Genomic DNA, 22,332 nt, shown 5'->3' on the forward strand with positions numbered 1-22,332 from the left:
CGCGCATCCGGGTTCCCGGGCGCCGCCGGGAAGCCTCCGGGTGTGAAGCGGTTTCTTTTCGGGGAGTTGCCCCAGGACTTCATGACTCAGAGGGAGAAACAGGGGAGCGACGATGCTCAGGACCTCCGCACTGCGCAGAGGGCTCGCGGCGGCGGCCGTGCTGGCCGTGGGTGCCGGCTGTACGGTCGGGCCGGGCGGCGACCGGCCGGCCGGGGCGGACGGCAAGCCGGGCGGCGGCGCGGGGGCGCTCGTCACCCCCGGGCCCGGGTCGTCGTCGGTCTCCGCGCCGCCCAGGCCGTCGAAGAATCCGGCCGCCCGGCCGGGCGGGGCCCGGACGAGCCCGGCGGCCTCCCCCGCCGCTTCCGCTTCTGCCTCCGCTTCCGCTTCCGCGCGCGAGCCGTCCACCCGTACGCCGTCGGCCCGTACCCCGTCCGCCCGTACCGCCTCGCCCGGCGCGGCGCGGCCGAGGACGGTGCTGGCGAGCGGCGCCACGAGCGACCAGGTGCGGGAACTCCAGGCGAGGCTGCGGCAGGCCGGCCACTTCGACCGCACACCGACGGGGTACTACGGCACGCTCACGGCGGCGGCCGTCTCGTCCTTCCAGGGCGGGCGCGGGCTGTCCCGTACCGGTACGACGGACGTCGTCACGTGGCGGAAGCTGCTGGGGACGACGCGGAAGCCGACCCGCGACGAGCTGTGGCCGCCGACGGAACGGCCGGTCGCGGCGCCCGATCCGCGGTGCCTGAAGGGGCGGGTGCTGTGCGTCAGCAAGAACAGCCGCACGCTGTCGTGGATGGTCGACGGGAGGCGTGTGTCGACGATGGACGTGCGCTTCGGTTCGCAGTACACACCGACGCGCGAGGGCACGTTCACGGTGTACTGGAAGTCCCGGCACCACGTCTCGACGCTGTACGACACCGCGATGCCGTACGCGATGTTCTTCAGCGGCGGCCAGGCGGTGCACTTCTCGGCGGACTTCGCGGCCCGCGGCTACTCCGGCGCCTCGCACGGCTGCGTCAACGTCCGCGACGAGGCGAAGATCGCGTCCCTGTTCGCCCAGGTCCAGACCGGCGACAAGGTAGTCATCTACTGGTAGTAGATCGCTTCCGTCGGTCTTCGACCGCGACCATCAATTGAGCAACCCCCACCGGCGGCAACCACATCCGCGAAAGCGGGCGCCGTCTTAGGCGCAAAGAAAGGGGCGCGGGCGGGACCGGGGGAACGTGTCCCGCCCGCGCCGATGCGCTGAGCCGAAGGTACGGGGGGAACCCCGGCTCGTTGCGCGGCCGATGACCAGTCGGCTCACCTACTACTGCGTCATGGTGCGCGAAAACGTCACACCTGATCGTTGATCAGGGGAACGCGCAGGTCAGAGCTGTTCGGAAGCGGTCGGCGCCGGTGTGGGGGGCGGCTCGGGCGGTGTCTCGCGTGGTGTCGCGGACGACTCGGGGGGCACCGGGGAATCGGCGGGTGAGCCCGGGCCCAACGTCGGGGGGTGCGTGGGGATGTGGGGCTCGTGCGGGTGGTCGGTGGGGTCGGTGGGGTCCGTCGGGCCGGTGGGGTCGGTGGGTGTTCCGTCGGTGGGGCCGTCGCCGGGGCCCGCCCCGCTCCCCTCCCCCGTACCGTTGCCGTTCTTGACGCCGCCACCGTGTCCGTGACCGTGACCGCGGCCCGGGCCCTTGCCGCCGCCCTCCCCCGTCGCCTTGACCTCCAGCAGCCAGTCGCAGAAGCGCCGGGCCCGTGCGGGGTCCTTGGCGGCCCGGTCCAGCTCTTCCTTGCGCGCCTCGTCGAGCTTGCCGTCGCGGTAGGCGAGACAGGCGGCGGCCGTCCTGCTGTACCAGGTGGAGCCCTTGACGCGGGGTGCTCCCGCGGACCAGTCGTGGTGCTTGCCCACCGGGCCGATCGGCTCCTCCGCGCCGTCACCGCCGTAGGCGCCCCCGCCCCGCGCCGGGGAGGTGGCGACCCCGCGGGACACCGAGGCGTCGGGGGTGGCCGGTCCCGTACCGCCGCCCATGGTGCCGGCGCCGTCCGCCCGGTCGGAGGGGAGCGGGTGCGGCGACCGCTCTCCCGTGTCCGCGCCCGCCTCCGTTTCGGCCTCCGCCCGGCCGGAGTGGTGACCGGTGCCGAGTTCGGCGTGCAGCACACCCCCGCCGCCCGCCACGGCCAGCCCGCCGAGGGCGCAGGCGGCGAGGGTCGCGGCGAGGCTCATCCGCAGGGCGCCGTGCCGCGCCGCGCGCGCGGGGACGGACCCGGGAGCCAGCCGTACCGTCGGCCCCGGCAGGTCCTGGACCGCGTCACCCACGCCGTTGGCCGACGCGCCGTCCACCGACCCGCCGCCGCGCTCCGCGCGTGTGGTCCGCGCCGCCGCGGCCCGGCGGTACGCGGCCAGCGCGGCCGCCTCTCCGGGGAGTTCACCACCGTTTGCGTACGTGACGTCCGCCATGTCCCGCAGGGTGTCGGAAAGCTGTTTCGCTCTGCCGCCGTCGCGGCCGTCGACTGCCTCTGCCCACTCACCGCGCAGGAGTCTTTCCGCCACGTCCCTGTCGAGCCACTGGTCACGCCCGTCGGCCATCACATGTCTTTCAGCGTCCGCAGGCGCGAATGCGTCACACCTCCGGACGCCGCGGCTCCCGCCCGTTTGCCGCGCTGCGGCGGAACGATGCCGAGCCCGGCGCTCCGACCTGCGGCGCCGCGCGGCGCCGTACGGGTCGCCGGGGCGGCCGTTCCCTCGTCCGTGCCCTCGCTCCGGGGGTAAGCGGTTTCCGCGACGGGGTCGAAACGGCGGCCTCCGCCCGTACCCCGCCCGAAGCCGCCCTCCCCGCGGTCGCCCCCCGCCGGGTCCTCGATGCCGTCGGCGTCCTCGGCGCCCAGCAGTTCGGCCAGCCGCTTGAGCCCGCGGTGCGCGGCGGTCCTGACCGCGCCGGGGCGTTTGCCCAGGGTCAGGGCCGCGCTCTTCGCGTCGAGCCCGACGACGACCCGCAGGACGACGGCCTCGGCCTGGTCCTGGGGCAGTTGGGCGATGAGGGCCATCGTGCGGCCGGTGGAGAGGGCCTCCATCGCCTCGTCCGCGGTGTCGGACTCGGCGGGCTGCCCGGTCAGTTCCGTCTCGTCGCCGCCGACGGCGGGCCGCCGGCCGCGCATCCGGATGTGGTCGAGGGCGCGGTTACGGGCGATCCTGGCGGCCCAGCCGCGGAAGCGGTCGGCGTCGCCGTCGAAGCGGTCGAGGTCGCGGGCGATCTGGAGCCAGGCCTCGGACGTCACGTCCTCGGCGTCGAGATCGCCGACGAGCGTGCGTACGTAGCCCAGCAACCGCGGGTGCACGGCGCGGTACACAGTCCGGAACGCGTTCTCGTCCCCGTCCTGTGCCGCGCGCACCGCGGCGGTCAGCTCCGCGTCGTCCCCCAGCACTCCCACAACCTGTCCTGAAATCGCGGCCGGTCATCACCGCGTCGACCCACGCTGTGCGGCACGCTACGGCCTGCGCGGGGCCTGCGTCCACAACTTGTACAACCTGCAACAACTTCCTGGCGATATGCGGTGTGACAGAAAACGCACGCATGGCGCTGGTAGGAGTACGGGGCCGTGATGCGGCTCCGCGGACGACGGCCGGGGCCTCTCCTGTGGGGGGTGGCGGCTCCGGTCGTCGTTCCGGCGAGGGGCCGGCGTGGGGCCGTCGTGGGTCAGCCGATGATGGCGACGGGGGCGTCCCAGGCGTTGCGGTCGACGGTGATGGTGTACCCGCCGCGTGTTTCCTTGCTGTTGACCATGTACTGGTGGGCGCGGCTGTGGTCGGTGAACAGCTTGGGGTCCCAGGGCCAGTCGGTGGTGGTCGTGTACTTGTTGTCCCACAGGGCGTACCAGAGGTTGCCGGGCAGGTCGGTCTTGTTGGTGGCGGTGGCGATGGCCTTGGCGCTGGAGCTGCTGAAGCCGTAGTAGCCGGCGCGGTAGTTCTTGGCGCGCAGGGTCTTGCTGAAGGACCGTACGTAGGTGAGTACGGCGTCGTTGCAGGCCTTGTCGGTGAGGGTGTACGGCTCCATGTCGAGGTAGACGGGGCTGCCGGCCTTCATGCCGAGCGCCGAGGCCTTGGTGACGGCGTCGGTGGCGTTGCTCGCGCCGAGGGAGGCCGCGTTGGCGGCGGTGAACTTCTCGGGGCTCTTGCCGCTCTGGCAGGGCGGCTGGGCGCCCACGTACAGGGGGATCAGCTTCCAGCCGGTGGCGTTGACCGACTTGACCCAGGACGCGGTCAGGTTCGGCTGCGCGCAGCCCCGGTTCTTCCCCCCGATGTACACCGCGGCGGCCCCGTACAGACCCCCGTGCCAGGCCTTCATCGCCGCCAGCGACGGCGCCGTGCACGCGTCGAAGGCCCGCCCGGTGTACGTCTTCTGCGCGGGCAGCGCACTCGCCGCCATCGACGTCTGCGCCGCGACCCCGGCACCTCCGGCGGCGACCACACCCGCCACACCCCAGGCGATGTAGCGGCCTCTCTTGGACAACCGGTGCTTGGACATTCCCCACCCCATTCTGATCTGCGAGAGCGCCGCCCGCGGAGACACACACGCGGGGGCGCGGGTACGGGACGCCGCGGCGCGAACCACGACACTCGTCCCTTACAGGGCGGCACGCTAGCACCGGCAGGTTTCGGGCGATCCACCGCACTTCGCGAGCCGCGTGGCGTCAGCGGGCCGCCCCGCCCAGCTCCCGGTAGGCCTCGCCGAGGGCGGCCAGGCTGCGGGACAGCTCGGCGCGGTTCACCGACGCGTAGCTGACCACCAGGGCCGGGGGGCGCGTGGTGTCGGCCAGGGTGTAGAAGCGGCCGCCGCGGACGAGGACCGAGCGGTTGCGGGCCGCGCGGACCAGGGCCTGTTCGTCGAGGTGGCGGGGGAGTTCGACGTACGCCTGGAGGCCGCTGTCGCGGCCCAGGAGGCGGGTGCCCGGGAGGTGGGCCGCGCACTGGCGGTGGACGACGGCGCGGCGCTTGTGGAACTCCGTGCGCATCTTGCGCTGGTGGCGGTCGAGGGCGCCGGTGTCGATGAAGCGGGCCAGCGTGAGCTGTTCGATGCCGGAGCAGCCGATGTCCCAGCCGGACCGTACGTGCTCGACGGACGCCATCAGTTCCGAGGGCGCGGCCAGCCAGCCCAGGCGCAGGGCGGGGGCGAGGATCTTGCTGGCGCTGCCGGCGTAGACGACCCGGTCGGGGGCCAGGCTCTGGAGGGCGGGCAGCCGGTCGGAGCGGTGCAGGAAGGCGCTGTCGAAGTCGTCCTCCAGCACATAGCCGTCCACCGCCCGCGCCCACGCGATGAGGCGCTCGCGGCGGTCCGTGCCGAGCCGGGCGCCGGTCGGGAAGTGGTTGCCCGGGGTCATGAGGACCGCGCGCACGCCGCTGCGCTCCAGGAGGTCCACCCGTAACCCGTCCTGGTCGACGGGTATGCCCACCGGCCGCAGGCCCGAGCTGGTGATGAACTCCCGTTCGCCGGGGTGGCCCGGGTCCTCGACGCCGAGCGCGGTGTGGCCCCGGTCGATGAGCACCTGGCAGATCAGCGCCAGCCCCTGGGCGAAGCCCGCGGTGAGCATCAGGTCCTCGGGGCGGGTGCGGACGCCCCGTACGCGGCCGAGGTATCCGGTCAGGACGTGCCGGGTGAGTGGTACGCCGGCGGGGGGCGCGTAGCTCAGTTCCTGGCGGCCCGCGTCGTTGATGACGGCGGTGAGGCAGCGGATCCACTCCTGGCGGGGGAAGGCCGCGATGTCCGAGGTGCCGGTGCGCAGGTCCCACAGCGCGCCCGCGGACTCACGGTCGCGGTCGGGCGCCACGAGGGTGGGGACGGCCTGGGACGCGGGGGGCTCCGAGACCGTGGTGCCCGACCCGCGTTTGGTCAGCAGGTATCCCTCGGCGGCGAGTTGCTCGTACGCCTCGACCGTGACGCTGCGGGACACCCCGAGATCGTGGGCGAGCTGGCGGGTCGAGGGGATGCGGGTGCCCGGCCGCAGGGAGCCGTTCTCGACCAGCCGGCGCAGGGAGTTGCGGACTTGGACCGCCAGCGGGAGGGGTGAGTCGCGGTCCACGGTGAGGGCGAGCTGCCACGGCAAAGTGGTCTTCTCCCTGACGCTCGAAGTGGTATGGCCAGGCATTCTCACATCTGGTGAAGTCGTTCCGCACACACATTCGCCGCCCCGGGGGGAACTGGGGCGGCCGGGGGGTGGCATGGGGGAAGGGGCCGGCGGAAGCCGGTCCCGCGGGACACGCGGTGCCGGGCGACGGGGCTCGACGTCGGCGTGCGTCCCTGTCCTCCTGGCCCCAATGGTCCGTCGGGCCAGAAAGGCTGTCGCTGTGTCTTTGATATCGGAATTAGCCAGGTCCGAGTCCGGTGCGACGGGTACGGAGGGGCGGGTCGGGGAACCCGCCGCCGCCGAGGGGGTACGGGTCCGGGTGGTCTCCGCGGAGCTGCCGCCCACGGATCCGCTGGGGCTCTACGAGACGCTGCTCCGGACGCGGGAGCCGGACGACGTCTATCTCTTCGAGAGCCTGGACGGCCCGATCCACGACCGGCACTACACCGCCGTGGGGTACGGGCGGCTGGCCGAACTGCGGGTCTTCGCCGACCGGGTGGAGCTGGTGGCGGCCGGGGAGCTGGAAGGGGCGCTGGCCGCGTCGCTGGCGGCGGTGGCCGGCGCCGGGCGCGGTGAGCCGGGCGGGGTGCTGCGGTGGCCGGCCGGGGACGCCGACGCCGTGTGGCGCATGCTGCGGGCGGTGCAGGGCGCGTTCGTGGTGGACACCGAGGTCCCGGCGAACACCTTCGCCTTCGGGTTCCTGACCACGCTGTCCTACGAGGCGGCCTGGCTCATGGAGGAACTCCCCGACCGGGAGGCGGGGTCGGAGCTGCCGCGCTGCACGCTGACCCTGTTCCGGGACACCGTCTGGTACGACGTGCGGGACGGCGGCGTACGTCATCTCTCCGCGCACGGCGACCGGTTGCCGCCCGATGCCGGGCCGCCCCTGCGGGAGGTGCTGGACGAGGTGCGGGCGCGCGGCGCGGAGGCGGTCGCGGTGGTGCCCGAGGCACCCGTACCGCTGTCGGTGCGGGACAACGTGGACGAGGCGACGTTCGTCGCGCGCGCCGAACGCTGCCTGGCCCACATCGGGGTGGGCGACAGCTACCAGATCCAGATCGGCCACCGGATCGACGTCGAGTCCGAGCTGACCCCGCTCCAGGTGTACCAGCGGCTGCGGCACCGCAATCCGTCGCCGTACATGTACCTGGTCCCGTGGGCCGGGCGGACGGTGATCGGCGCGAGTCCCGAGCTGTTCGTACGGATCCAGGACGGCACGCTCTCGATGCGGCCGATCGCCGGGACCGCGCCGCGCTCCGCCGACCCGGCGGAGGACGCGCGGCTGGTGGCGGGGCTGCGGGAGAGCGCCAAGGAGCAGGCCGAGCACGTCATGCTCGTCGACCTGTGCCGCAACGACATCGGCCGGGTGTGCGTGCCGGGCACCCTGAGCGTCGACACCATGATGGAGGTCGAACCCTTCGCGTACGTGCACCACCTGGTCTCCACGGTGTCCGGGCAGGTCAGGGACGGTACGGACGTGTGGGCGGCGGTCTGCGCGACCTTCCCGGCCGGCACCATGACCGGCGCGCCGAAGGTGCGCGCCATGGAGATCATCAGCGAGATCGAGGACAGCCCCCGGGGCATCTACGCCGGGGCGCTCGGGCTGGTGGACGTACGCGGCTTCGCGGTGCTCGCGCTGTGCATCCGCACCGCCGTCCACGACGGGCTGCGCTACAGCACGCAGGCGTCGGCGGGCGTGGTGGCCGACTCCGTACCCGCCGACGAATGGCGCGAGACGCTGGCCAAGATGAGCGCCACGTACTGGGCGCTGACGGGTGAGGAGCTGTTGAAGTGAGGATCCTGCTCGTCGACGCGTACGACAGCTTCAGCCACATCATCGACCAGTACCTGCTGACGCTGGGGGCCGAGACCGAGGTGGTGCGCTCGCGCACCCGCACGGTGGAGCAGCTGGTGGACTCGGCGCCCGACGCGGTGGTCCTGGGCCCGGGCCCCGGGCACCCGGCCGACTCGGGGCACGTGGAGCTGGTGCACGCCTTCGCCGGGCGCGTGCCGCTGCTCGGCGTGTGTCTCGGCCACCAGGCGATCGGGCTCGCGTACGGGGCGGAGATCGCCGTCGCGAAGCACCTGATGCACGGCAAGACGAGCCCGGTCGAGCACGACGGGCGGGGCGTGTTCGCGGGCGCCGTCACGCCGCTGACCGTCACCCGCTACCACTCGCTGATCGTCACCGGGCCGGTGCCGGAGCTGGCGGTGACGGCGACCTCGCTGGACGACGGCTACGTGATGGGGGTGCGCCACCGGACCCTCGCCGTCGAGGGGGTGCAGTTCCACCCGGAGAGCGTGACGACCCACGACGGGCTGCGGCTCTTCGAGAACTTCCTCGCGGGTGCGAGCGGTTCGCCGCGCGCCGCGGCGGGCGCGGCCGCGGGCTGACGGCCCCCAAGTGGCCTCCCGGAATCGCCGGGAATTGGCCACATCCGGACACCTGAGGTCTCCCTACTGTCTGACGTGTCATCAGCGGTTCCAGGACCACGCACACCACAGACCCGAAGGACCCCCCATGGACAGCACCTCCCCCGGCGCGAGCACGCTCGCGGTCACGATCGACGCGCGCCTGTCGGAGCGCGTGCCCGCCTACGTGCTCGGCCTGATCGCCGTACCGGACATCGACGTCGTCAAGGACGCGCCGGCCGTCGACGCCCTCCTCACGGCCGCCGAGGACGCGCTGCACGCCGAGAAGCTCAGCAAGGCGGACGTCTCCGCGCTGCCCGCGATCGCCGCGTGGCGCGACGCCTACCGGGCGGTCGACGTCAACCCCAACCGCTTCCCCTGCGCGGCCGAGTCGGTGCTGCGCCGGGTCGCCAAGGGGGACCGGCTGCCGCGCATCAACGCCCTGGTGGACCTGTGCAACGCGGTGTCGCTGGCCGGGCGGTTGCCGGTCGCCTCGTGCGATGTGGGCGACATCCGGGGCGAGTTGTCGGTCCGGCTCGCGGACGGGGGCGAGACGTACCTGCCGCTCGGCGCGCCGGACGCGCCGGAACACCCCGACGCGGGCGAGGTCGTCTACGCGGACGGCCGGGGCCGCGCCCACTCGCGGCGGTGGAACTGGCGGCAGGGCGACGTGGTCAAGACCGGTCTCGGGCGGCGCCGGATCCTGCTCACCGTCGAGGCCGCGCACGACGGCGGACGGGACGCCGTCGAGGAGTCGCTCGGCCGGCTCGCGGAGTCGCTGGCCGGTCTCACCGCGACGTACGGGAGGCCGCTGGTCCTGGACCGGGCCACGCCGACCGGGGTGCTGTTCGGCGCCCCGGCGGCCGTGCCGGTCCGCTGAGCCCGCGCCCCCACCCGACCCGTACGAGGAGACCCGCATGAACCGTTCCATCCTGGTGGTGTACCGGCCGGCCGCAGGCCGCTACACCTCGCAGTTCCGCAGCGTCGTCGAGGCCGCCGACTCCCTGGGCGTGCGGACCGTGGTGCTGCTGCCCACCGGCTGGGAGGACGTCCCCGAGACCGCGGGGCTGCCCTGCTACCACGCCGACCTGGACGACACCGCCGCCGTGCGCGCCGCGGTCGACACCGTCTGCGCCGAGCACCGCGTCGAGCGGATCTTCCCGCTCTTCGAGGGTGACGTGCTCGCGGCCGGCCGGTGCCGCAAGGACCACGGCATCCCCGGCCTCACCCCGGACCAGGCGCTCAACTTCCGCGACAAGAACGTGATGCACCGCAGGGCCGAGGAGCTGGGGGTACGGGTGGCCCGCTCCTGCCGCCCCGACACGATCACCGCGGTCGCCGAGTTCGCCGCCGAGGTGGGCTACCCGGTCGTCATCAAGCCGTACGCGGGCTGGGCCTGCGGCGACACCTACCGGGTGGACGGCCGCGAGGACCTGGACCGGGTCTGGGACGCGATGGGCGACGACCGGCACGAGTACCGGGTCGAGGAGTTCATCCGCGGCACCGAGTTCCACGTGGACTCGCTGCTCCAGAACGGCGAGGTCGTCTTCGAGCAGCTCTCCCGCTACACGTACTCCGTGCTGGAGTACCTCGACGAGCCCGGCGGCACCATCTCCCGCAAGCACGACCTGACCACCCGCGAACAGCGCATCCTGGACCTGAACGCCCTGGTCCTGCGGGGGTTCGGGATGAGCACCGGCGTGGTCCACGCGGAGTTCTTCCTGCCGGACGACGACGGCGACATCGTCTTCGGCGAGGCGGGGGCGCGGGCGGGCGGCGGTTCGATCGTCCCGGCCATCGAGGCGGGGCGGGGCATCAACCTCGCCGGTGAGTGGTGCCGCCTCGAACTCGACCCGGACCACCGGCCGGCCGCCCGGCTCGGGCCGGAGATCGGCACCGAGTACCTCAGCTCCGCGCGGTACGGGCGCATCACCGCCATCACCACGCCCGAGCAGCTGACCGCGCTCGACACGGTGCTGGACGCCGACGTGTGGAAGAGCGTCGGCGACGTCCTGGCCCCGCCGACCGCGTCCAACGACGTGCTGGGCTGGTACGTGTGCGAGGGCACCGACTTTGAGGACGTCCGGGCCCGGTTCAAGACCGTACGGGACGCGTTCCGCGTCGAGACCGAACAGCCCGGCGCGTGACGGGACACCCGGGGAGAGGAGGCCGTGCTGTGTGGCTGACCCGTTTCGCGGAGCTGCCGCTCGCGCTGCGCGTGCTCTTCCTCGCGTCCTTCGTCAACCGCGCGGGCATGTTCGTCTTCCCGCTCCTCGCCGTCTACCTCGTACGGGGCGAAGGCCTGAGTCCCGGCGAGGCGGGGCTGCTGATCTCGGTCGGCAGTACGGGCCTCCTGGTGGGCAGCCTGCTCAGCGGCCCGCTCTGCGACCTGCGCGGCCGGCGCACCGCGCTGCTGACCGCGCTGCTCCTGAACGCGGCGGGCTACCTGGGCCTCGCCGTCTTCGACGGACCGCCGTGGACGTACGCCGCGCTGCTGTTCGTCGCCCTCGTCGGGATGGGCATGTTCAGCCCGGCGTCCAACACGCTGGTCGCCGACCTCACCACCCCGGAGCAGCGGCCCTTCGCGTACACGATCAGTTACGTCGGCAACAACCTCGGCATGGGCATCGGCCCGCTGCTCGGCGGGGTCGCGGCGGCCTACTCGTACCAGCTGATGTTCGCCGGGAACATCCTCGCCGGGCTGGCGTGCGCCGCGATGATCCTGGTCTGGGTGCCGCGCGACCGGCGCGGCCGGGCCGGCGGCGCCAAGGAGAAGGCGCCCCGGGGCTCCCTGGGCCACCGCCACGTCCTGCTGATCGTCCTGGTCTCCTTCTTCTACGTCGCCCCGCTGATCGGCCTGGAGTACGCGCTGCCGCTCGCCGTCACGACGGCGCTGAACGAGTCGGCGGGGCTGGTCGGCGCCGTCTACACGATCAACAGCGTGGTCGTGGTCAGCCTCGGCCTGTTCCTGGAGAAACACATCCGGGCGTACGGCACCAAGCCGCTGCTGCTGGCCGCCGGGGCGCTGTGGGCCCTGGGGCTGGCCGTGATCGCCTTCGCCTTCTCCCTGCCCGCCATCCTGCTGTCCACGGTGGTGTGGACCCTCGGCGAGATCATCGCGTCCGTCGTGGTGCCCACCTACATCGCCGACCACGTCGACGAACGCCGGGTCGGCGGCTTCATGGCACTGAACGGCTTCGTGCTCGGCGTGGCCCGGCTCGTCGTGCCGGTCGGCCTCGGCGTCATCTGGACGTCGCACGGCCACGAGCCGGTCTTCCTCACCCTGTTCGCCGCCCCGCTGCTCGGCATGGCCGCCTTCGCGCTGCTGCGCGTCAGGCCGTCCCCGGGCGCGTCCGCGGCCGGACCCCCTGACCCTGTCGCCGCGCCCGACGCGGCACGACAGGCCAACTGACCGCATCCGTCGCGGCGTTCAGTTCCGTTCCACCGCGTCCTGTTCCGCTCCGTTCCGTTACGTTCCGCTCTGTTCCGTTCCGTTCCGTACGGAGATCCGTCGCACCGCACCCACTACAGAGAGCAGCCATGTCCCAAACCAAGTTCCTGCTGTCCGAAGACCGTCTCCCGACCACCTGGTACAACGTCGTCGCGGACCTCCCGAAGCCGTTGGAACCGATGCTGCACCCCGCGACCCGTGAACCGGTGACGCCCGCGGACCTGGAGCCCCTGTTCCCGCCGGAGCTCATAGAGCAGGAGTTCACCACCGCCCCGACCGTGGACATCCCCGGCGCCGTGCTGGACGTCTACAAGCAGTGGCGGCCCAGCCCGCTGGTCCGGGCCCGCCGCCTGGAGAAGGCGCTGGACACCCCGGCGCGCATCTACTTCAAGAACGAGGGCGTCAGCCCGGCCGGCAGCCACAAGCCCAACACGGCCATCCCGCAGGCGTACTACAACAAGCAGGCGGGGGTGGAGCGGCTCACGACCGAGACCGGCGCGGGGCAGTGGGGCAGCTCCCTCGCCCTGGCCTGCTCGTACTTCGGCCTCGTCTGCGAGGTCTACATGGTCAAGGTGAGCTACCAGCAGAAGCCCTACCGCCGGGGCCTGATGGAGACCTTCGGGGCGAGCGTCACCGCCAGCCCCAGCACCCTCACCGCCGCGGGCCGGGCCGCGCTCGCCGCCGACCCCGACTCCCCCGGCAGCCTGGGCCTGGCCATCTCCGAGGCGGCGGAGGCGGCGGTCATGAGCAACGGCACCGCGAAGTACGCGCTCGGCTCGGTGCTCAACCACGTGCTGATGCACCAGACGATCATCGGCCAGGAGGCCCAGCTCCAGATGGAGCTGGCCGAGGACTACCCGGACATCCTGATCGGCGCGGCCGGCGGCGGCTCCAACTTCGGCGGCCTGGTCCTGCCCTTCCTCGGCGAGCAGCTGCGCGGCGGGCGCGGCGTCCGGGCCATCGCCGTGGAGCCGGCCTCCTGCCCGACCCTGACCACGGGCGCGTACGAGTACGACTTCGGCGACACCGCGGGCCTGACGCCGATGGCCAAGATGCACACCCTCGGCCACGACTTCGTGCCGCCGAGCATCCACGCGGGCGGGCTGCGCTACCACGGCATGTCGCCCATCATCAGCGCCCTGAAGGACCTCGACCAGCTGGAGGCCCGCGCCGTCCCGCAGACCGCGTGCTTCGAGGCGGGGGTCACCTTCGCCCGCCACGAGGGCATCGTGCCGGCGCCGGAGTCGACGCACGCGGTGCGCGTCGCCATCGACGAGGCGCTGGCCTGCAAGGAGACCGGCGAGGCGAAGAGCATCCTGTTCTCGCTCTCCGGGCACGGCCACTTCGACATGCAGGCCTACATCGACTACTTCGCAGGGAAGCTCACGGACTGATCAGCACGGGAGAGGGGGGCGGACCGTGGGGGCCCGCCCCCGAACGACCGACTTGGGGGCTGTTCATGCAGGACACGCAAGGAGCACGTCCGGTCGTACTCGGCATATCGGGCTCCGAAAGGCCCGGCGGCAACACCGATCTCGCACTCGATTACGCGGGCCGCCTGGTCCGCCGGCGCGGGGCCGTCTTCCGCACGATCCACCTGCGGGACCACCGCATCTCACCGTGCAGTCCGTGCGGCGACTGCAACGTGCGGACCACTCCGTGCGAGGTGAAGGACGACATGCCCGCCATCGTCGAGGAGATGAAGCGGGCCGACGCCATCATCTACGCCGTGCCCGTGCACGGCTTCGGCCTGGCGCACCTGATGCAGATCTTCATCGAACGCGCGGGCGTCGGGTTCCTGCGCTTCGAGCGTCCCCTCGCCAACAAGGTGGGCGGGATCATCGTCACCAGCCGGCGCTACAGCGACGCCTCGGTGCACAGCCAGCTCGTCGACAACCTCCTGCTCAACCGGATGATCCTGGTGGGCAGCGGCTTCCCCGCGCTGCTGCGCAACACGGCGCGGGAGCCGGGCCTCAACGACACCGAGGGCCTGGACGCCCTGGAGCGCATGACCCACCGCATGATCGACATGACGCTGCTGCTCCACCGGCACCAGGCCGCCACCGGTGAGCCGGTGCTGCTGCCGGACGACCGCAACGAACGGGTGGCACGCGCCCCCTCGATGTCCTGAGGCCGCGTCCCCCTTCCGCTCGACCCCTCCCCCCGCACGCGCGTGCCCCGCACCCTCCTGTCCCGCGCACCCCTCCCCCCGCACGCCCCTGTCCTCAGCACGGCCCTGTCAAAGGAGAGACCACGCCATGACCACCACCACGCCCGCCCTCGTCGGGATCGACTTCGACTCCATCCCCTGGGAGAAGTGGCACAAGCCCGGCGCCGACGGCCGGGTGAAGATCGCGTACACCGGCGGCCTGCGCGTACGGCTGATGGAGCTGCCCGCCGGCTTCGACGAGAAGGAATGGTGCGAGCGGGGCCACCAGGGCTACGTGCTCCAGGGCGAGTTCACCATCCACTTCGACAACCGCTCGGTGCCCTGCCGCCCCGGGATGGGCTTCGTCATCCCCGGCGACGAGCGGCACCGCTCGCAGGGCTCCGACAGCGAGCCGACCGTCGTGTACGTGATCGACCAGGTGACCGAGGCGTGAGCGGGACGACCGGCGCCCCCGCCGCCGAGGGGGCCGCGGCCGGCCACGCCCGCATCGACGAGCTGCGCGGCTCCATCGACGTACTGGACCGGCAGATCGTCCGGCTCCTGGCCGAACGCACCGGCGTGGTGATGGAGTTGACCGAGCACAAGCGCGACGAGCAGACGGTCCGCTCCCCCGGCCGGGTGGAGCAGGTGATCGAGAAGGTACGGCGCCTCGCCGACGAGCAGGGCATGCCGCCGGGGATCGCGGAGGCCACGTACCGCACGCTCATCAAGGAGCTGACGGACCTTCAGATGGTGCGGCTCGCCGAGCGGCGGGCCGCCGCCGCGGAGGGTGCGCGGTGACGCGCCCCCGCCTCGCCGACCTGCGCACCGCGCTGGCCGGGCTCGACCTGATGCCCGGCGAGCTGGTGCGCGTACGGGAGGAGGTGCCGGCCCGCTTCGGGGTCTCCTCGCGTTACGCGAAGTGGGCCGGCACCCCGGCCCCGCCGCCGACGGGCCCCGGCCCCGCGGTCCTCTTCGAGCGGGTCACGCCCGGTGCCCCGGGCGCGGAGGCCCGGGCCGTGCTGATGGGCCTGTACGGCACCCGCCGCCGGGCCGCCGCCCTGCTGGGGACCACCCCGGCGCGCCTGCCGCGCCAGTTGCTCGACGCGGTCGCGTCGCCCGTCCCGCCGGTACGCGTCCGGCGGGACCGGGCCCCGGGGCGCGGCGAACTCGCGCCGGACCTGACAGCGCTGCCGGTGCCGGTGCTCACGGACGAGGACGCCGGGCCGTACCTGACACTCGGGGCGGTCCTGGCGACCGACCCGGAGACCGGCGTACGGAACCTGTCGGTCCACCGGATGTGCGTGCAGGGCCCCGACCTGCTGTCCATCTGGATGGTGCCGGGCCGGGACCTGGAGACCGCGTACAGGGCGGCGCTGCGCGCCGGGCGTCCGCTGCCCGTCGCGATCCACCTGGGCCTGGGCCCGGCGGTGCTGCTCGCGTCCTGCTGCCCGGCCTCCCTGGTGCCGCCCGGGACGGACGAGCTGGCGGTGGCGGGGGCGCTGGGCGGGGCGCCGGTGGAGCTGGCGCCATGCCGCACGGTCGGCGCGGAGTACATCGCGGACGCCGAGTACGTGCTGGAGGGCGAACTGCTCGCGGACCACGCGCCGGAGAACCCGCGGGGCCCGGCGGCCACGCCCGAGTTCCTCGGCTACCAGGGCCGGGCGCACCCCTCGCTGCCCACCGTCCGGGTCACCGGGATCACCGCGCGGGACGGCGCGATCCTCCAGGCGGTGTCGGGGCCCGGGCACGAGCAGTCGGTGCTGCTGGGCTTCGGGATGGAGGCCGCGGTGCTCGGCCGGCTGCGGGAGCTGGACGCCCCGGTCAGGTCGGTGCTCTGCCACACGGCGGGGGGCGGCCAGCTGATGCTGGTGATCCAGTGGGAGCGCAAGCGCTCCTCCGCCGACGACGAAGTGGTGCGCAAGGCCTCGGAATCCGTCCTGGAGGAGTTCAGGATGGCGAAGACGGTCGTCTCGGTGGACGAGGACGTGGACGTGGAGTCCGACGCCGACCTGTGGTGGGCGATGACCACCCGGATGCAGGCGGACCGGGACGTGGTGGTGCTGCCGGACCGGGAGGGGTTCCCGCTCGACCCGACGCAGTCCCCCGCGTACTCCCCGGCCCTGTCGGCGGAGGGCCGGACGGCGAAGGTGGTCTTCGACTGCACGGTGCCCTTCGCCCAGCGGGACCGCTTCCACCGGCCCCGCTTCACACCGGACGGTTCCTGACCTCCCGTACGACGGCCGCCAGCAGCGCCACCCCTTCGGTGATGCGGGCGGTGGTCAGGGCCGCGTACCCCATGAGGAAGGCCGGTTCGGACGGCGGGTCCTGCACGAAGTAGCCGGACGCGGGGTAGATCCGTACCCCGCGGCCGGCCGCCAGGCGGGCGATCTCGTCCTCCCCGGCGCCGCGGGTCCCGGTCAGGGTCACCAGGACGTGCAGGCCCGCCGCCGCGCCGGAGATCCGCACCTCGGAGCCGAAGTGCTCCAACAGGGCCTCGATGAGGCGGCTGCGGCGCTGCCGGTAGAGGCGGGTCATCCGGCTGATGTGGCGGGCGTAGGCGCCGGAGGAGATGAACAGGGCCAGGGCGTCCTGGTCGACGGTGGGCGTGAGCCGGTCGGTGATCCACTTGATGCCGAGGAACGGCTGCACGAGGTGCGGCGGGAGGATCGCGTACCCGATCCGCAGCGCCGGGAAGAGCGTCTTGCTGAAGCTCCCGACGTAGACGACGGTGTCGCGGTGCCGGGCGGCGGCCAGCGCGGGCAGGCGCTCGGCGGTGAAGGTGAACTCGTTGTGGTAGTCGTCCTCCAGGACCGTCGCGCCCCGCGCGTACGCCCACTCCAGCAGGGCGAGCCGGCGCGCCTCGGACATGATGAGGCCGGTGGGGAACTGGTGGGACGGCGTCACGTACACCAGCTTGACCAGCGCCGGGTCGTGCCCCCGGGCCCGCACGCAGGCGTCGATGTCCTGGACGCGCAGCCCTTCCTCGTCCACCGGTACGGGGACGACGGCGGCCTCGGAGCAGCCGAAGACCTGGCGGAGCACGGTGTGGCTGGGGTCCTCGATGACCACGACGTCGCCCGGTCCCACCAGCAGCCGGACCAGGATGTCCATGGCCTGGGTGGCGCCGCCGGTGACCATGATCCGCTCGGCGGACGCGTCCAGCGCGCGGCTCTGCCGGACGAGCGTCGCGATCTCGGTGCGCAGGGCGGGCGAGCCCTCGGCGGGGCCGTAGCCGAGGGCGGCGGCGTCGGCCCGGCCGTAGGCGTCCTGGAGGGCCTGTAACCAGCGGGCCACGGGGAAGTCGGCGAGCGCGGGGGTGCCGTGCCGGAAGTCGAGCCCGCCGCCGGGGTGGTGGGTGGGCGGCGGTTCCCAGGGCTGCCAGAGGGCGTTGCCGCCGTCGGTGGAGCGGGGCGGCTGGGGGGCGAGCGCGGCGGGGGCGGTACGGCGGGGGCGCGGGACGTCGCCGTCGGCGATCGCGGCGACGCGGGTGCCGGAGCCGCGCCGGGCGGTGAGGATGCCGTGGGCGCGCAGGAGTTCGTAGGCGCGGGTGATGACGGTGCGGGACACGTCGAGTTGGAGGGCGAGTTCCCGGGAGGCGGGTACGGCGTCCCCGGGCCGCAGCCGCCCGGAGCGCACGAGCACGGTGATCCGGTCGCACACCTGCTGCTGCAAGGGTGTGGCACTGTCCCGGTCCAGGGCGATGAGCAGCTCCGACGACCCCACGCGTGTCCCCCTCAGTCCCCCGCGGCCACCGTCGAGTCTCGCACGCGGGCGGGGGCCGCCCGGCCGTCAGCCGCGGGAGCGGGCGCGGCGGGAGACGACGGCGCGCAGGACGCGCTGGCCCTCCGTCGAGAGGTCCATGACGTGGCGCAGGGCCGCGGCGTCGGCCGGGTCGGCGAGGATCTCCAGGATGCGGATCTGGCGCCGCAGTTCGCCCGCGACGAGCGGTCCGACGCCGTCGGCCGCCGGGTCCGTACCGTCGCCGTCGGCGCCCGTGCCGTCCTCGCGGCAGCGGGCGAGCCGCTCCTCGGCGGTGGCGCTCACGCTCTCGCCCACCACGTCGAAGCGCTGGTGGATCTCCAGCGCGACCACCGAGCAGGTGTCGGCCCAGGCGCGCAGCGATTCGACGCCCCAGTCCGAGGGCGCCGAGCCGAGCATGGTCCGTACGAGCACGGTGGCGACGTTCGGCGTGGCCCCGGCGTCGAGCGCCTGGTCGAGGACGTCCCTGGTCTCGGCCAGCCGGGCCGACCAGTCGCCCTCGCCGGTCACGATGCCCGCCCACAGCGGTCTCAGGGCGTCGGGTTCCTCGGCGAGCAGGGGCAGGCACCGGTCGAGGCAGGCGAGCCCGCTCGCGGCGAGGGCGCGCTCGTCGGCTGCGGCGATCAGTTTCACCAGGCTCATGTACGTCTCCCGTCGTGGACGCGGTACCGACCACTGCTGCACACTACTGCGCCGAACGGCTGAAATGCGTCACCGGGGAGGAGGTGAAGTGCGCGCGATGGGACGGAAAGCGACGAATCGTTCCGCTGCTCTGACGGGGTGTCAGGGCAGCGGAACGATTCGCCGCCGTACAGATCCGGCCGGGTCCGTACGGTCCGTCAGCCGGTGCCGACCTGTCCCGCGAGCGTTTTGAAGCCGTTCCAGCTCAGCGCGGGCCGCACCGGGTTCCAGACCTTCTGCGCCACCGCGTTGAGCGGCAGCCGGATGCCGGCCGCCACCTGGTCCTGGGTCTGCGCGTTGGGGAAGTCGCCCCAGACCGCGAGCAGTCCGCCCAGGATCTGCTTCGAGAAGCGCGCGGGCACGGCCGTGGTGCCGCGCAGGACGAACGGGGTCCACTCCTCGTAGATCCGCTGCCCGGTCGGGTAGACGAAGTTGTTGGGCTGGCCGAGCACGTAGTACAGGTACTCGTCGTTGAAGTTGACGACCTTGCGCCCGGCGTTCAGGTAGTCCAGCGGCGGGCGCGCGCCGATCTCGCGGCCGGTCCAGTACTGGACCTCCAGGTCCGGGTCCGCCTGGACGACCCCGCCGCTGAAGATGCCGTCGTTCCAGACCCGCAGGGTGCGCTTGAAGGGGGCCATCACAGCGGCCCGGTCGTTCGTCCAGCCGGTCGTGAGGTCCTGGACGCGGGCGTTCGCGCCGAACCGCTGCCGGGCGGCGGTGGCCAGGTTCGGGAACGACGCCTGGGGGTTCGAGACCATCAGCGCCGGGTATTCGTCGGCGCCGAGGTTCCAGATCTTCCCCTTGAACAGCCCGGCGTACTCCCGCAGCAGGTCGTCGATGATCCGCGCGGACGCCGCCTGCGCGATGTCGATGGCCCCGCCCGCGCGGACACCGTTGACGTTGCGCAGTTGCAGCGAGGGGTGCGGGGCGATGACCGCGCCGAGGTGGCCCGGGTTGTCGATCTCCGGCACGACGGTGACGTGCAGCCGGGCCGCGAGGTCGAGGATCCGCTGCACCTGGGCCTTGGTCAGATGCTGCGCGGAGACGATCTCGGGGTGGGTGGTGGAGGCGATCCGGAAGCCCTGGTCGTCCGAGAAGTGCAGGCCCAGCTGGTTGAGCTTGAGGTCGGCCATCTCGCGGACCCGGTCCTCGATCCAGTCCGGGGTGTAGAACTTGCGCGCGATGTCGACGTTCAGCCCGCGCTGGGCGCGGTCGGGCCGGTCCCGTACGACCCCTTCCGGCATGGTGCCGCTCGCGCGGACCGACTGCTTGAGGGTGCGGGTGCCGTAGAAGACGCCCGCCTGGTCGGGGCCGGTGATCCGGACCTGGTTGTTCCGTACGGTCGCGGTGTACGACTCCGCCGCGCCCTTGCCGGACACGGCGAGGACGACGTCACCGGAGCGGGCGGCGACCGCCCCCCGGTAGCCGATCCTCAGTTCCTGGGCGATCAGCCGGCCCTCGTCGGCCAGTCCGGCGCTCGCGCGGCCGGAGGCGATGACCACCCCGCTCTTCGCGCCGGGCCGCCAGCCGGGACCGCGCGCCGCCTCGTGCGAGCGGACGGAGGGGATGACGCGGGGCGCCGAGGACAGGGCGGACGTCCGCGAGGGGGACGGCGGGGGTGTCGAGCTGGCGGAGGTGCGCTCCACGGACGAGGACGAGGTGGCGGCGGACGGCGAGGGGGCCGACGCCGAGGGCGTACGGGTCCCGGAGGACGAGCCGGAACCGGAGCCTCCGGAGCCGCAGCCCGCCACGGTGACCGCGGCGACCGAGACCGCCACGCCGGCCGCCAGGGCGCCGCGCCGCTTCCGCGCCATGCGCGCTATCCGTATCATCCGACAACCTCCCGCTTTGGCCAGATCTAAGCCGAAGGTCCCACGGTGCCGTCCATCACGCGCGCCGAAACTCTTCCTTCCGAGTGAAAATCGCGCATCCGTCGGACTCTTCGCACCGGCCGTCGATAACGTGGGGGCACATCCCCACTTCCACTTCGCGCCCCTCCCGCACAACCACCGCGCCCTTTCGCACGTCTGTCTTTACGACCACCCCCACGACGCGCTCCACCCAGGACCGTTTCCGCCCGTTGCCACCCCTTACCACCCCGCCCTTCCCGTCTTCTTGCTCATACGTATGCCGTCAGGCCGTCCGCCTCCAGGCCGCGTTCGAGGAGCCCACGCTGTCCAGCGCATCCCACGCCGGCCCCCGCGACGACCTCCACCGGTTCAACACCGCCCCGGCCCGCGACGCCGAAGCCGCCCTGCTCACCTGCTGCGGGAACCGCCGGTGGGCCCAGCGGCTCGCCGCCCACCGCCCCTACCCGGACCTCGACGCCCTGTTCGCGGCGGCCGACGAGGCCAGCTACGACCTGTCGCACGCCGACCTGACGGAGGCGCTCGCCGCCGAGTCGTCCCCCGGGCCCCTGCACAGCGCGCCCCCGGCCGCGCGGACCGCCCTGCGCGCCGCGCACGCCGCGTACGAGAGCAGCTTCGGGCACGCCTTCGTCATCAGCCTCGACGGATACGCCCCCGAGGAGCGCCTCGACCAGGTGCTGAGCGGGATCCGTACCCGCCTGTCCCACGACCCCGACCACGAACGGGCCGTATCGGCCGACGAATTGCGCCGCGTCGTACGGTCCCGAATTGCCGCGCTGATCGCCGGGCCGCGGGAATCCAGCGAGAAAGTGCATACAGTATCCAATAATTCGGCCTGCCCCGATAGCCCGTCCGTGGCCGTTTGATTGGGTGTTTGATCACACCTGTCGACCCCGGGCGAGTGGACGGAAAATACGTCGCTACGATGGCCGGGGCCGGTGGACCGTACCCGGCCGGGTACGACCGACACCACTGTGCTTGATTGAGTAGAAGATGGCGGCCGGCCCCGATCCTTGCTCCCGGAGGGTTTTTCCGTGCCGGCTGGAACGCTGTACCGCGGCCGGGAAGGTATGTGGTCCTGGGTGGCTCATCGAGTCACCGGCGTCCTCATTTTCTTCTTCCTGTTCGTACACGTACTGGACACCTCGCTCGTCCGCGTCTCTCCCGAGGCCTACGACGATGTCGTGGCGACCTACAAGAACCCGGTCGTCGCGTTGCTCGAGTACGGCCTCGTGGCCGCCATTCTCTTCCACGCGCTCAACGGCCTGCGCGTCATCGCCGTGGACTTCTGGTCCAAGGGCCCCCGCTACCAGAAGCAGATGCTCTGGACCGCGGTCGGCATCTGGGTGGTCCTGATGCTGGGTGCCCTCTATCCCGTGCTCGGCCACGCCGTACGCGAAGTCTTCGGGAGTGCCACCCATGTCAGCTGACACCACCGCCAAGATCGGCCCCGTCGAGGGCGCGAGCCTGTACGACGCCGACAACCCGGCGCCGCTCATCGAGGCCCCGCGCAAGCGCACCGGGAAGACGCCCAAGTCGACCCGCGGCAACTTCGAGATGGCCGCGTGGCTCTTCATGCGGCTGTCCGGTGTCGTGCTGGTCGTCCTGGTCATCGGCCACCTGATCATCCAGCTCGTCCTGGACGGCGGGGTGACCAAGATCGGCTTCGCGTTCGTCGCCGGCCGCTGGGCGTCGCCGTTCTGGCAGATCTGGGACCTGCTGATGCTGTGGCTGGCGATGCTGCACGGCGGGAACGGCCTGCGCACCGTCATCAACGACTACGCGGAGCGCACCACCACGCGCCTCTGGCTCAAGGGCCTCCTGTACACCGCGACGGTGTTCACCATCTTCCTCGGCTCGCTGGTGATCTTCACCTTCGACCCGAACATCCGTTAAACCGGGGC

General features: G+C 72.7%; 21 protein-coding genes. 14 read left to right on the plus strand and 7 right to left on the minus strand.

What is annotated here, in order from left to right; genetic code table 11:
* Nucleotides 1-112 precede the first annotated feature (112 nt).
* Nucleotides 113-1,096 carry a L,D-transpeptidase family protein gene (locus HA039_RS12470; protein WP_167028163.1) on the plus strand — a complete coding sequence of 328 codons (984 nt, stop codon included), beginning with the start codon at nt 113-115 and terminating at the stop codon, nt 1,094-1,096.
* A gap of 273 nt (nt 1,097-1,369) precedes the next feature.
* Here HA039_RS12470 and HA039_RS12475 read toward each other — a convergent pair whose 3' ends face one another.
* The 4 genes from HA039_RS12475 to pdxR (HA039_RS12490) all read right to left on the minus strand — a co-directional run bounded on the left by HA039_RS12475 (nt 1,370) and on the right by pdxR (HA039_RS12490) (nt 6,126).
* Nucleotides 1,370-2,572 (minus strand): hypothetical protein, encoded by a 1,203-nt coding sequence (locus HA039_RS12475; RefSeq protein WP_167028166.1) that lies wholly within the window; start codon nt 2,570-2,572, stop codon nt 1,370-1,372.
* Nucleotides 2,572-3,408 carry an RNA polymerase sigma factor gene (locus HA039_RS12480; RefSeq protein WP_167036683.1) on the minus strand — a complete coding sequence of 279 codons (837 nt, stop codon included), beginning with the start codon at nt 3,406-3,408 and terminating at the stop codon, nt 2,572-2,574. Before HA039_RS12480 ends, HA039_RS12475 begins: the two co-directional genes overlap by 1 nt.
* A gap of 272 nt (nt 3,409-3,680) precedes the next feature.
* Complete coding sequence (locus tag HA039_RS12485; protein WP_167028169.1) at nt 3,681-4,508, minus strand: glycoside hydrolase domain-containing protein; 828 nt, start codon at nt 4,506-4,508, stop codon at nt 3,681-3,683.
* Nucleotides 4,509-4,674: 166 nt separating this feature from the next.
* A complete protein-coding gene (gene pdxR / locus HA039_RS12490; RefSeq protein ID WP_208298603.1) occupies nt 4,675-6,126 on the minus strand; it encodes a MocR-like pyridoxine biosynthesis transcription factor PdxR in 1,452 nt (483 codons plus the stop codon).
* 199 nt (nt 6,127-6,325) lie between these two features.
* Between pdxR (HA039_RS12490) and HA039_RS12495 the strand changes: the two genes are divergently transcribed.
* The 10 genes from HA039_RS12495 to HA039_RS12540 all read left to right on the plus strand — a co-directional run bounded on the left by HA039_RS12495 (nt 6,326) and on the right by HA039_RS12540 (nt 16,345).
* The gene (locus tag HA039_RS12495; RefSeq protein ID WP_243869394.1) at nt 6,326-7,900 is read left to right on the plus strand and encodes an anthranilate synthase component I family protein; all 1,575 of its coding nucleotides are present in this window, start codon (nt 6,326-6,328) and stop codon (nt 7,898-7,900) included.
* Nucleotides 7,897-8,499, plus strand: a complete 603-nt coding sequence (locus HA039_RS12500; protein ID WP_167028172.1) for an anthranilate synthase component II — start codon at nt 7,897-7,899, stop codon at nt 8,497-8,499. Before HA039_RS12495 ends, HA039_RS12500 begins: the two co-directional genes overlap by 4 nt.
* A 127-nt stretch (nt 8,500-8,626) precedes the next feature.
* Complete coding sequence (locus tag HA039_RS12505; RefSeq protein ID WP_167028175.1) at nt 8,627-9,397, plus strand: B3/B4 domain-containing protein; 771 nt, start codon at nt 8,627-8,629, stop codon at nt 9,395-9,397.
* A 37-nt stretch (nt 9,398-9,434) separates the two neighbouring features.
* Nucleotides 9,435-10,664: an ATP-grasp domain-containing protein gene (locus HA039_RS12510; protein ID WP_167028178.1), complete on the plus strand. Its 1,230-nt coding sequence runs from the start codon at nt 9,435-9,437 to the stop codon at nt 10,662-10,664.
* 29 nt (nt 10,665-10,693) lie between these two features.
* Nucleotides 10,694-11,929: an MFS transporter gene (locus HA039_RS12515; RefSeq protein ID WP_167028181.1), complete on the plus strand. Its 1,236-nt coding sequence runs from the start codon at nt 10,694-10,696 to the stop codon at nt 11,927-11,929.
* A 128-nt stretch (nt 11,930-12,057) separates the two neighbouring features.
* Nucleotides 12,058-13,362 carry a TrpB-like pyridoxal phosphate-dependent enzyme gene (locus HA039_RS12520; RefSeq protein ID WP_167028184.1) on the plus strand — a complete coding sequence of 435 codons (1,305 nt, stop codon included), beginning with the start codon at nt 12,058-12,060 and terminating at the stop codon, nt 13,360-13,362.
* A gap of 65 nt (nt 13,363-13,427) precedes the next feature.
* Nucleotides 13,428-14,099 carry a flavodoxin family protein gene (locus HA039_RS12525; protein WP_167028187.1) on the plus strand — a complete coding sequence of 224 codons (672 nt, stop codon included), beginning with the start codon at nt 13,428-13,430 and terminating at the stop codon, nt 14,097-14,099.
* A gap of 127 nt (nt 14,100-14,226) precedes the next feature.
* Nucleotides 14,227-14,571 (plus strand): cupin domain-containing protein, encoded by a 345-nt coding sequence (locus HA039_RS12530; RefSeq protein WP_167028190.1) that lies wholly within the window; start codon nt 14,227-14,229, stop codon nt 14,569-14,571.
* Nucleotides 14,568-14,918 (plus strand): chorismate mutase, encoded by a 351-nt coding sequence (locus HA039_RS12535; RefSeq protein ID WP_167028192.1) that lies wholly within the window; start codon nt 14,568-14,570, stop codon nt 14,916-14,918. The genes HA039_RS12530 and HA039_RS12535 overlap by 4 nt, the downstream gene beginning before the upstream one ends.
* Nucleotides 14,915-16,345, plus strand: a complete 1,431-nt coding sequence (locus tag HA039_RS12540) for a UbiD family decarboxylase (RefSeq protein ID WP_208298605.1) — start codon at nt 14,915-14,917, stop codon at nt 16,343-16,345. Before HA039_RS12535 ends, HA039_RS12540 begins: the two co-directional genes overlap by 4 nt.
* Here HA039_RS12540 and pdxR (HA039_RS12545) read toward each other — a convergent pair.
* The 3 genes from pdxR (HA039_RS12545) to HA039_RS12555 all read right to left on the minus strand — a co-directional run bounded on the left by pdxR (HA039_RS12545) (nt 16,326) and on the right by HA039_RS12555 (nt 20,392).
* Nucleotides 16,326-17,843, minus strand: coding sequence for a MocR-like pyridoxine biosynthesis transcription factor PdxR (gene pdxR / locus HA039_RS12545; protein WP_167028194.1), 1,518 nt, complete (start codon nt 17,841-17,843; stop codon nt 16,326-16,328). The two genes, HA039_RS12540 and pdxR (HA039_RS12545), sit on opposite strands and share 20 nt — an antisense overlap.
* Before the next feature lie 66 nt (nt 17,844-17,909).
* Complete coding sequence (locus HA039_RS12550; protein ID WP_167028196.1) at nt 17,910-18,521, minus strand: hypothetical protein; 612 nt, start codon at nt 18,519-18,521, stop codon at nt 17,910-17,912.
* A gap of 197 nt (nt 18,522-18,718) precedes the next feature.
* Complete coding sequence (locus HA039_RS12555; protein WP_167028199.1) at nt 18,719-20,392, minus strand: beta-N-acetylhexosaminidase; 1,674 nt, start codon at nt 20,390-20,392, stop codon at nt 18,719-18,721.
* Between the two features lie 341 nt (nt 20,393-20,733).
* On the opposite strand from HA039_RS12555, the gene HA039_RS12560 reads away from it, so the two are divergent.
* From HA039_RS12560 to HA039_RS12570, 3 genes are all read left to right on the plus strand, one after another.
* Nucleotides 20,734-21,294 carry a 2-oxo-4-hydroxy-4-carboxy-5-ureidoimidazoline decarboxylase gene (locus HA039_RS12560; RefSeq protein WP_167036695.1) on the plus strand — a complete coding sequence of 187 codons (561 nt, stop codon included), beginning with the start codon at nt 20,734-20,736 and terminating at the stop codon, nt 21,292-21,294.
* 168 nt (nt 21,295-21,462) lie between these two features.
* Entirely contained in the window at nt 21,463-21,858 is a 396-nt protein-coding gene (gene sdhC / locus HA039_RS12565; RefSeq protein WP_167028202.1) for a succinate dehydrogenase, cytochrome b556 subunit, read from the plus strand.
* Complete coding sequence (locus HA039_RS12570; RefSeq protein WP_167028205.1) at nt 21,848-22,324, plus strand: succinate dehydrogenase hydrophobic membrane anchor subunit; 477 nt, start codon at nt 21,848-21,850, stop codon at nt 22,322-22,324. The genes sdhC and HA039_RS12570 overlap by 11 nt, the downstream gene beginning before the upstream one ends.
* Nucleotides 22,325-22,332: the final 8 nt, after the last annotated feature.

Origin of the sequence: Streptomyces liangshanensis, from assembly GCF_011694815.1 — a bacterium.
GTDB classification, from domain to species: Bacteria; Actinomycetota; Actinomycetes; order Streptomycetales; family Streptomycetaceae; genus Streptomyces; species Streptomyces liangshanensis.

Coding starts and splice junctions, on each gene's coding strand:
- HA039_RS12505 (WP_167028175.1), top strand. CDS start 8,627: ATGGACAGCACCTCCCCCGGCGCGAGCACGCTCGCGGTCACGATCGAC.
- HA039_RS12510 (WP_167028178.1), top strand. CDS start 9,435: ATGAACCGTTCCATCCTGGTGGTGTACCGGCCGGCCGCAGGCCGCTAC.
- HA039_RS12520 (WP_167028184.1), top strand. CDS start 12,058: ATGTCCCAAACCAAGTTCCTGCTGTCCGAAGACCGTCTCCCGACCACC.
- HA039_RS12470 (WP_167028163.1), top strand. CDS start 113: ATGCTCAGGACCTCCGCACTGCGCAGAGGGCTCGCGGCGGCGGCCGTG.
- HA039_RS12530 (WP_167028190.1), top strand. CDS start 14,227: ATGACCACCACCACGCCCGCCCTCGTCGGGATCGACTTCGACTCCATC.
- HA039_RS12550 (WP_167028196.1), bottom strand. CDS start 18,521: ATGAGCCTGGTGAAACTGATCGCCGCAGCCGACGAGCGCGCCCTCGCC.
- HA039_RS12525 (WP_167028187.1), top strand. CDS start 13,428: ATGCAGGACACGCAAGGAGCACGTCCGGTCGTACTCGGCATATCGGGC.
- pdxR (WP_208298603.1), bottom strand. CDS start 6,126: ATGCCTGGCCATACCACTTCGAGCGTCAGGGAGAAGACCACTTTGCCG.
- HA039_RS12555 (WP_167028199.1), bottom strand. CDS start 20,392: ATGATACGGATAGCGCGCATGGCGCGGAAGCGGCGCGGCGCCCTGGCG.
- HA039_RS12485 (WP_167028169.1), bottom strand. CDS start 4,508: ATGTCCAAGCACCGGTTGTCCAAGAGAGGCCGCTACATCGCCTGGGGT.
- HA039_RS12475 (WP_167028166.1), bottom strand. CDS start 2,572: ATGGCCGACGGGCGTGACCAGTGGCTCGACAGGGACGTGGCGGAAAGA.
- HA039_RS12570 (WP_167028205.1), top strand. CDS start 21,848: ATGTCAGCTGACACCACCGCCAAGATCGGCCCCGTCGAGGGCGCGAGC.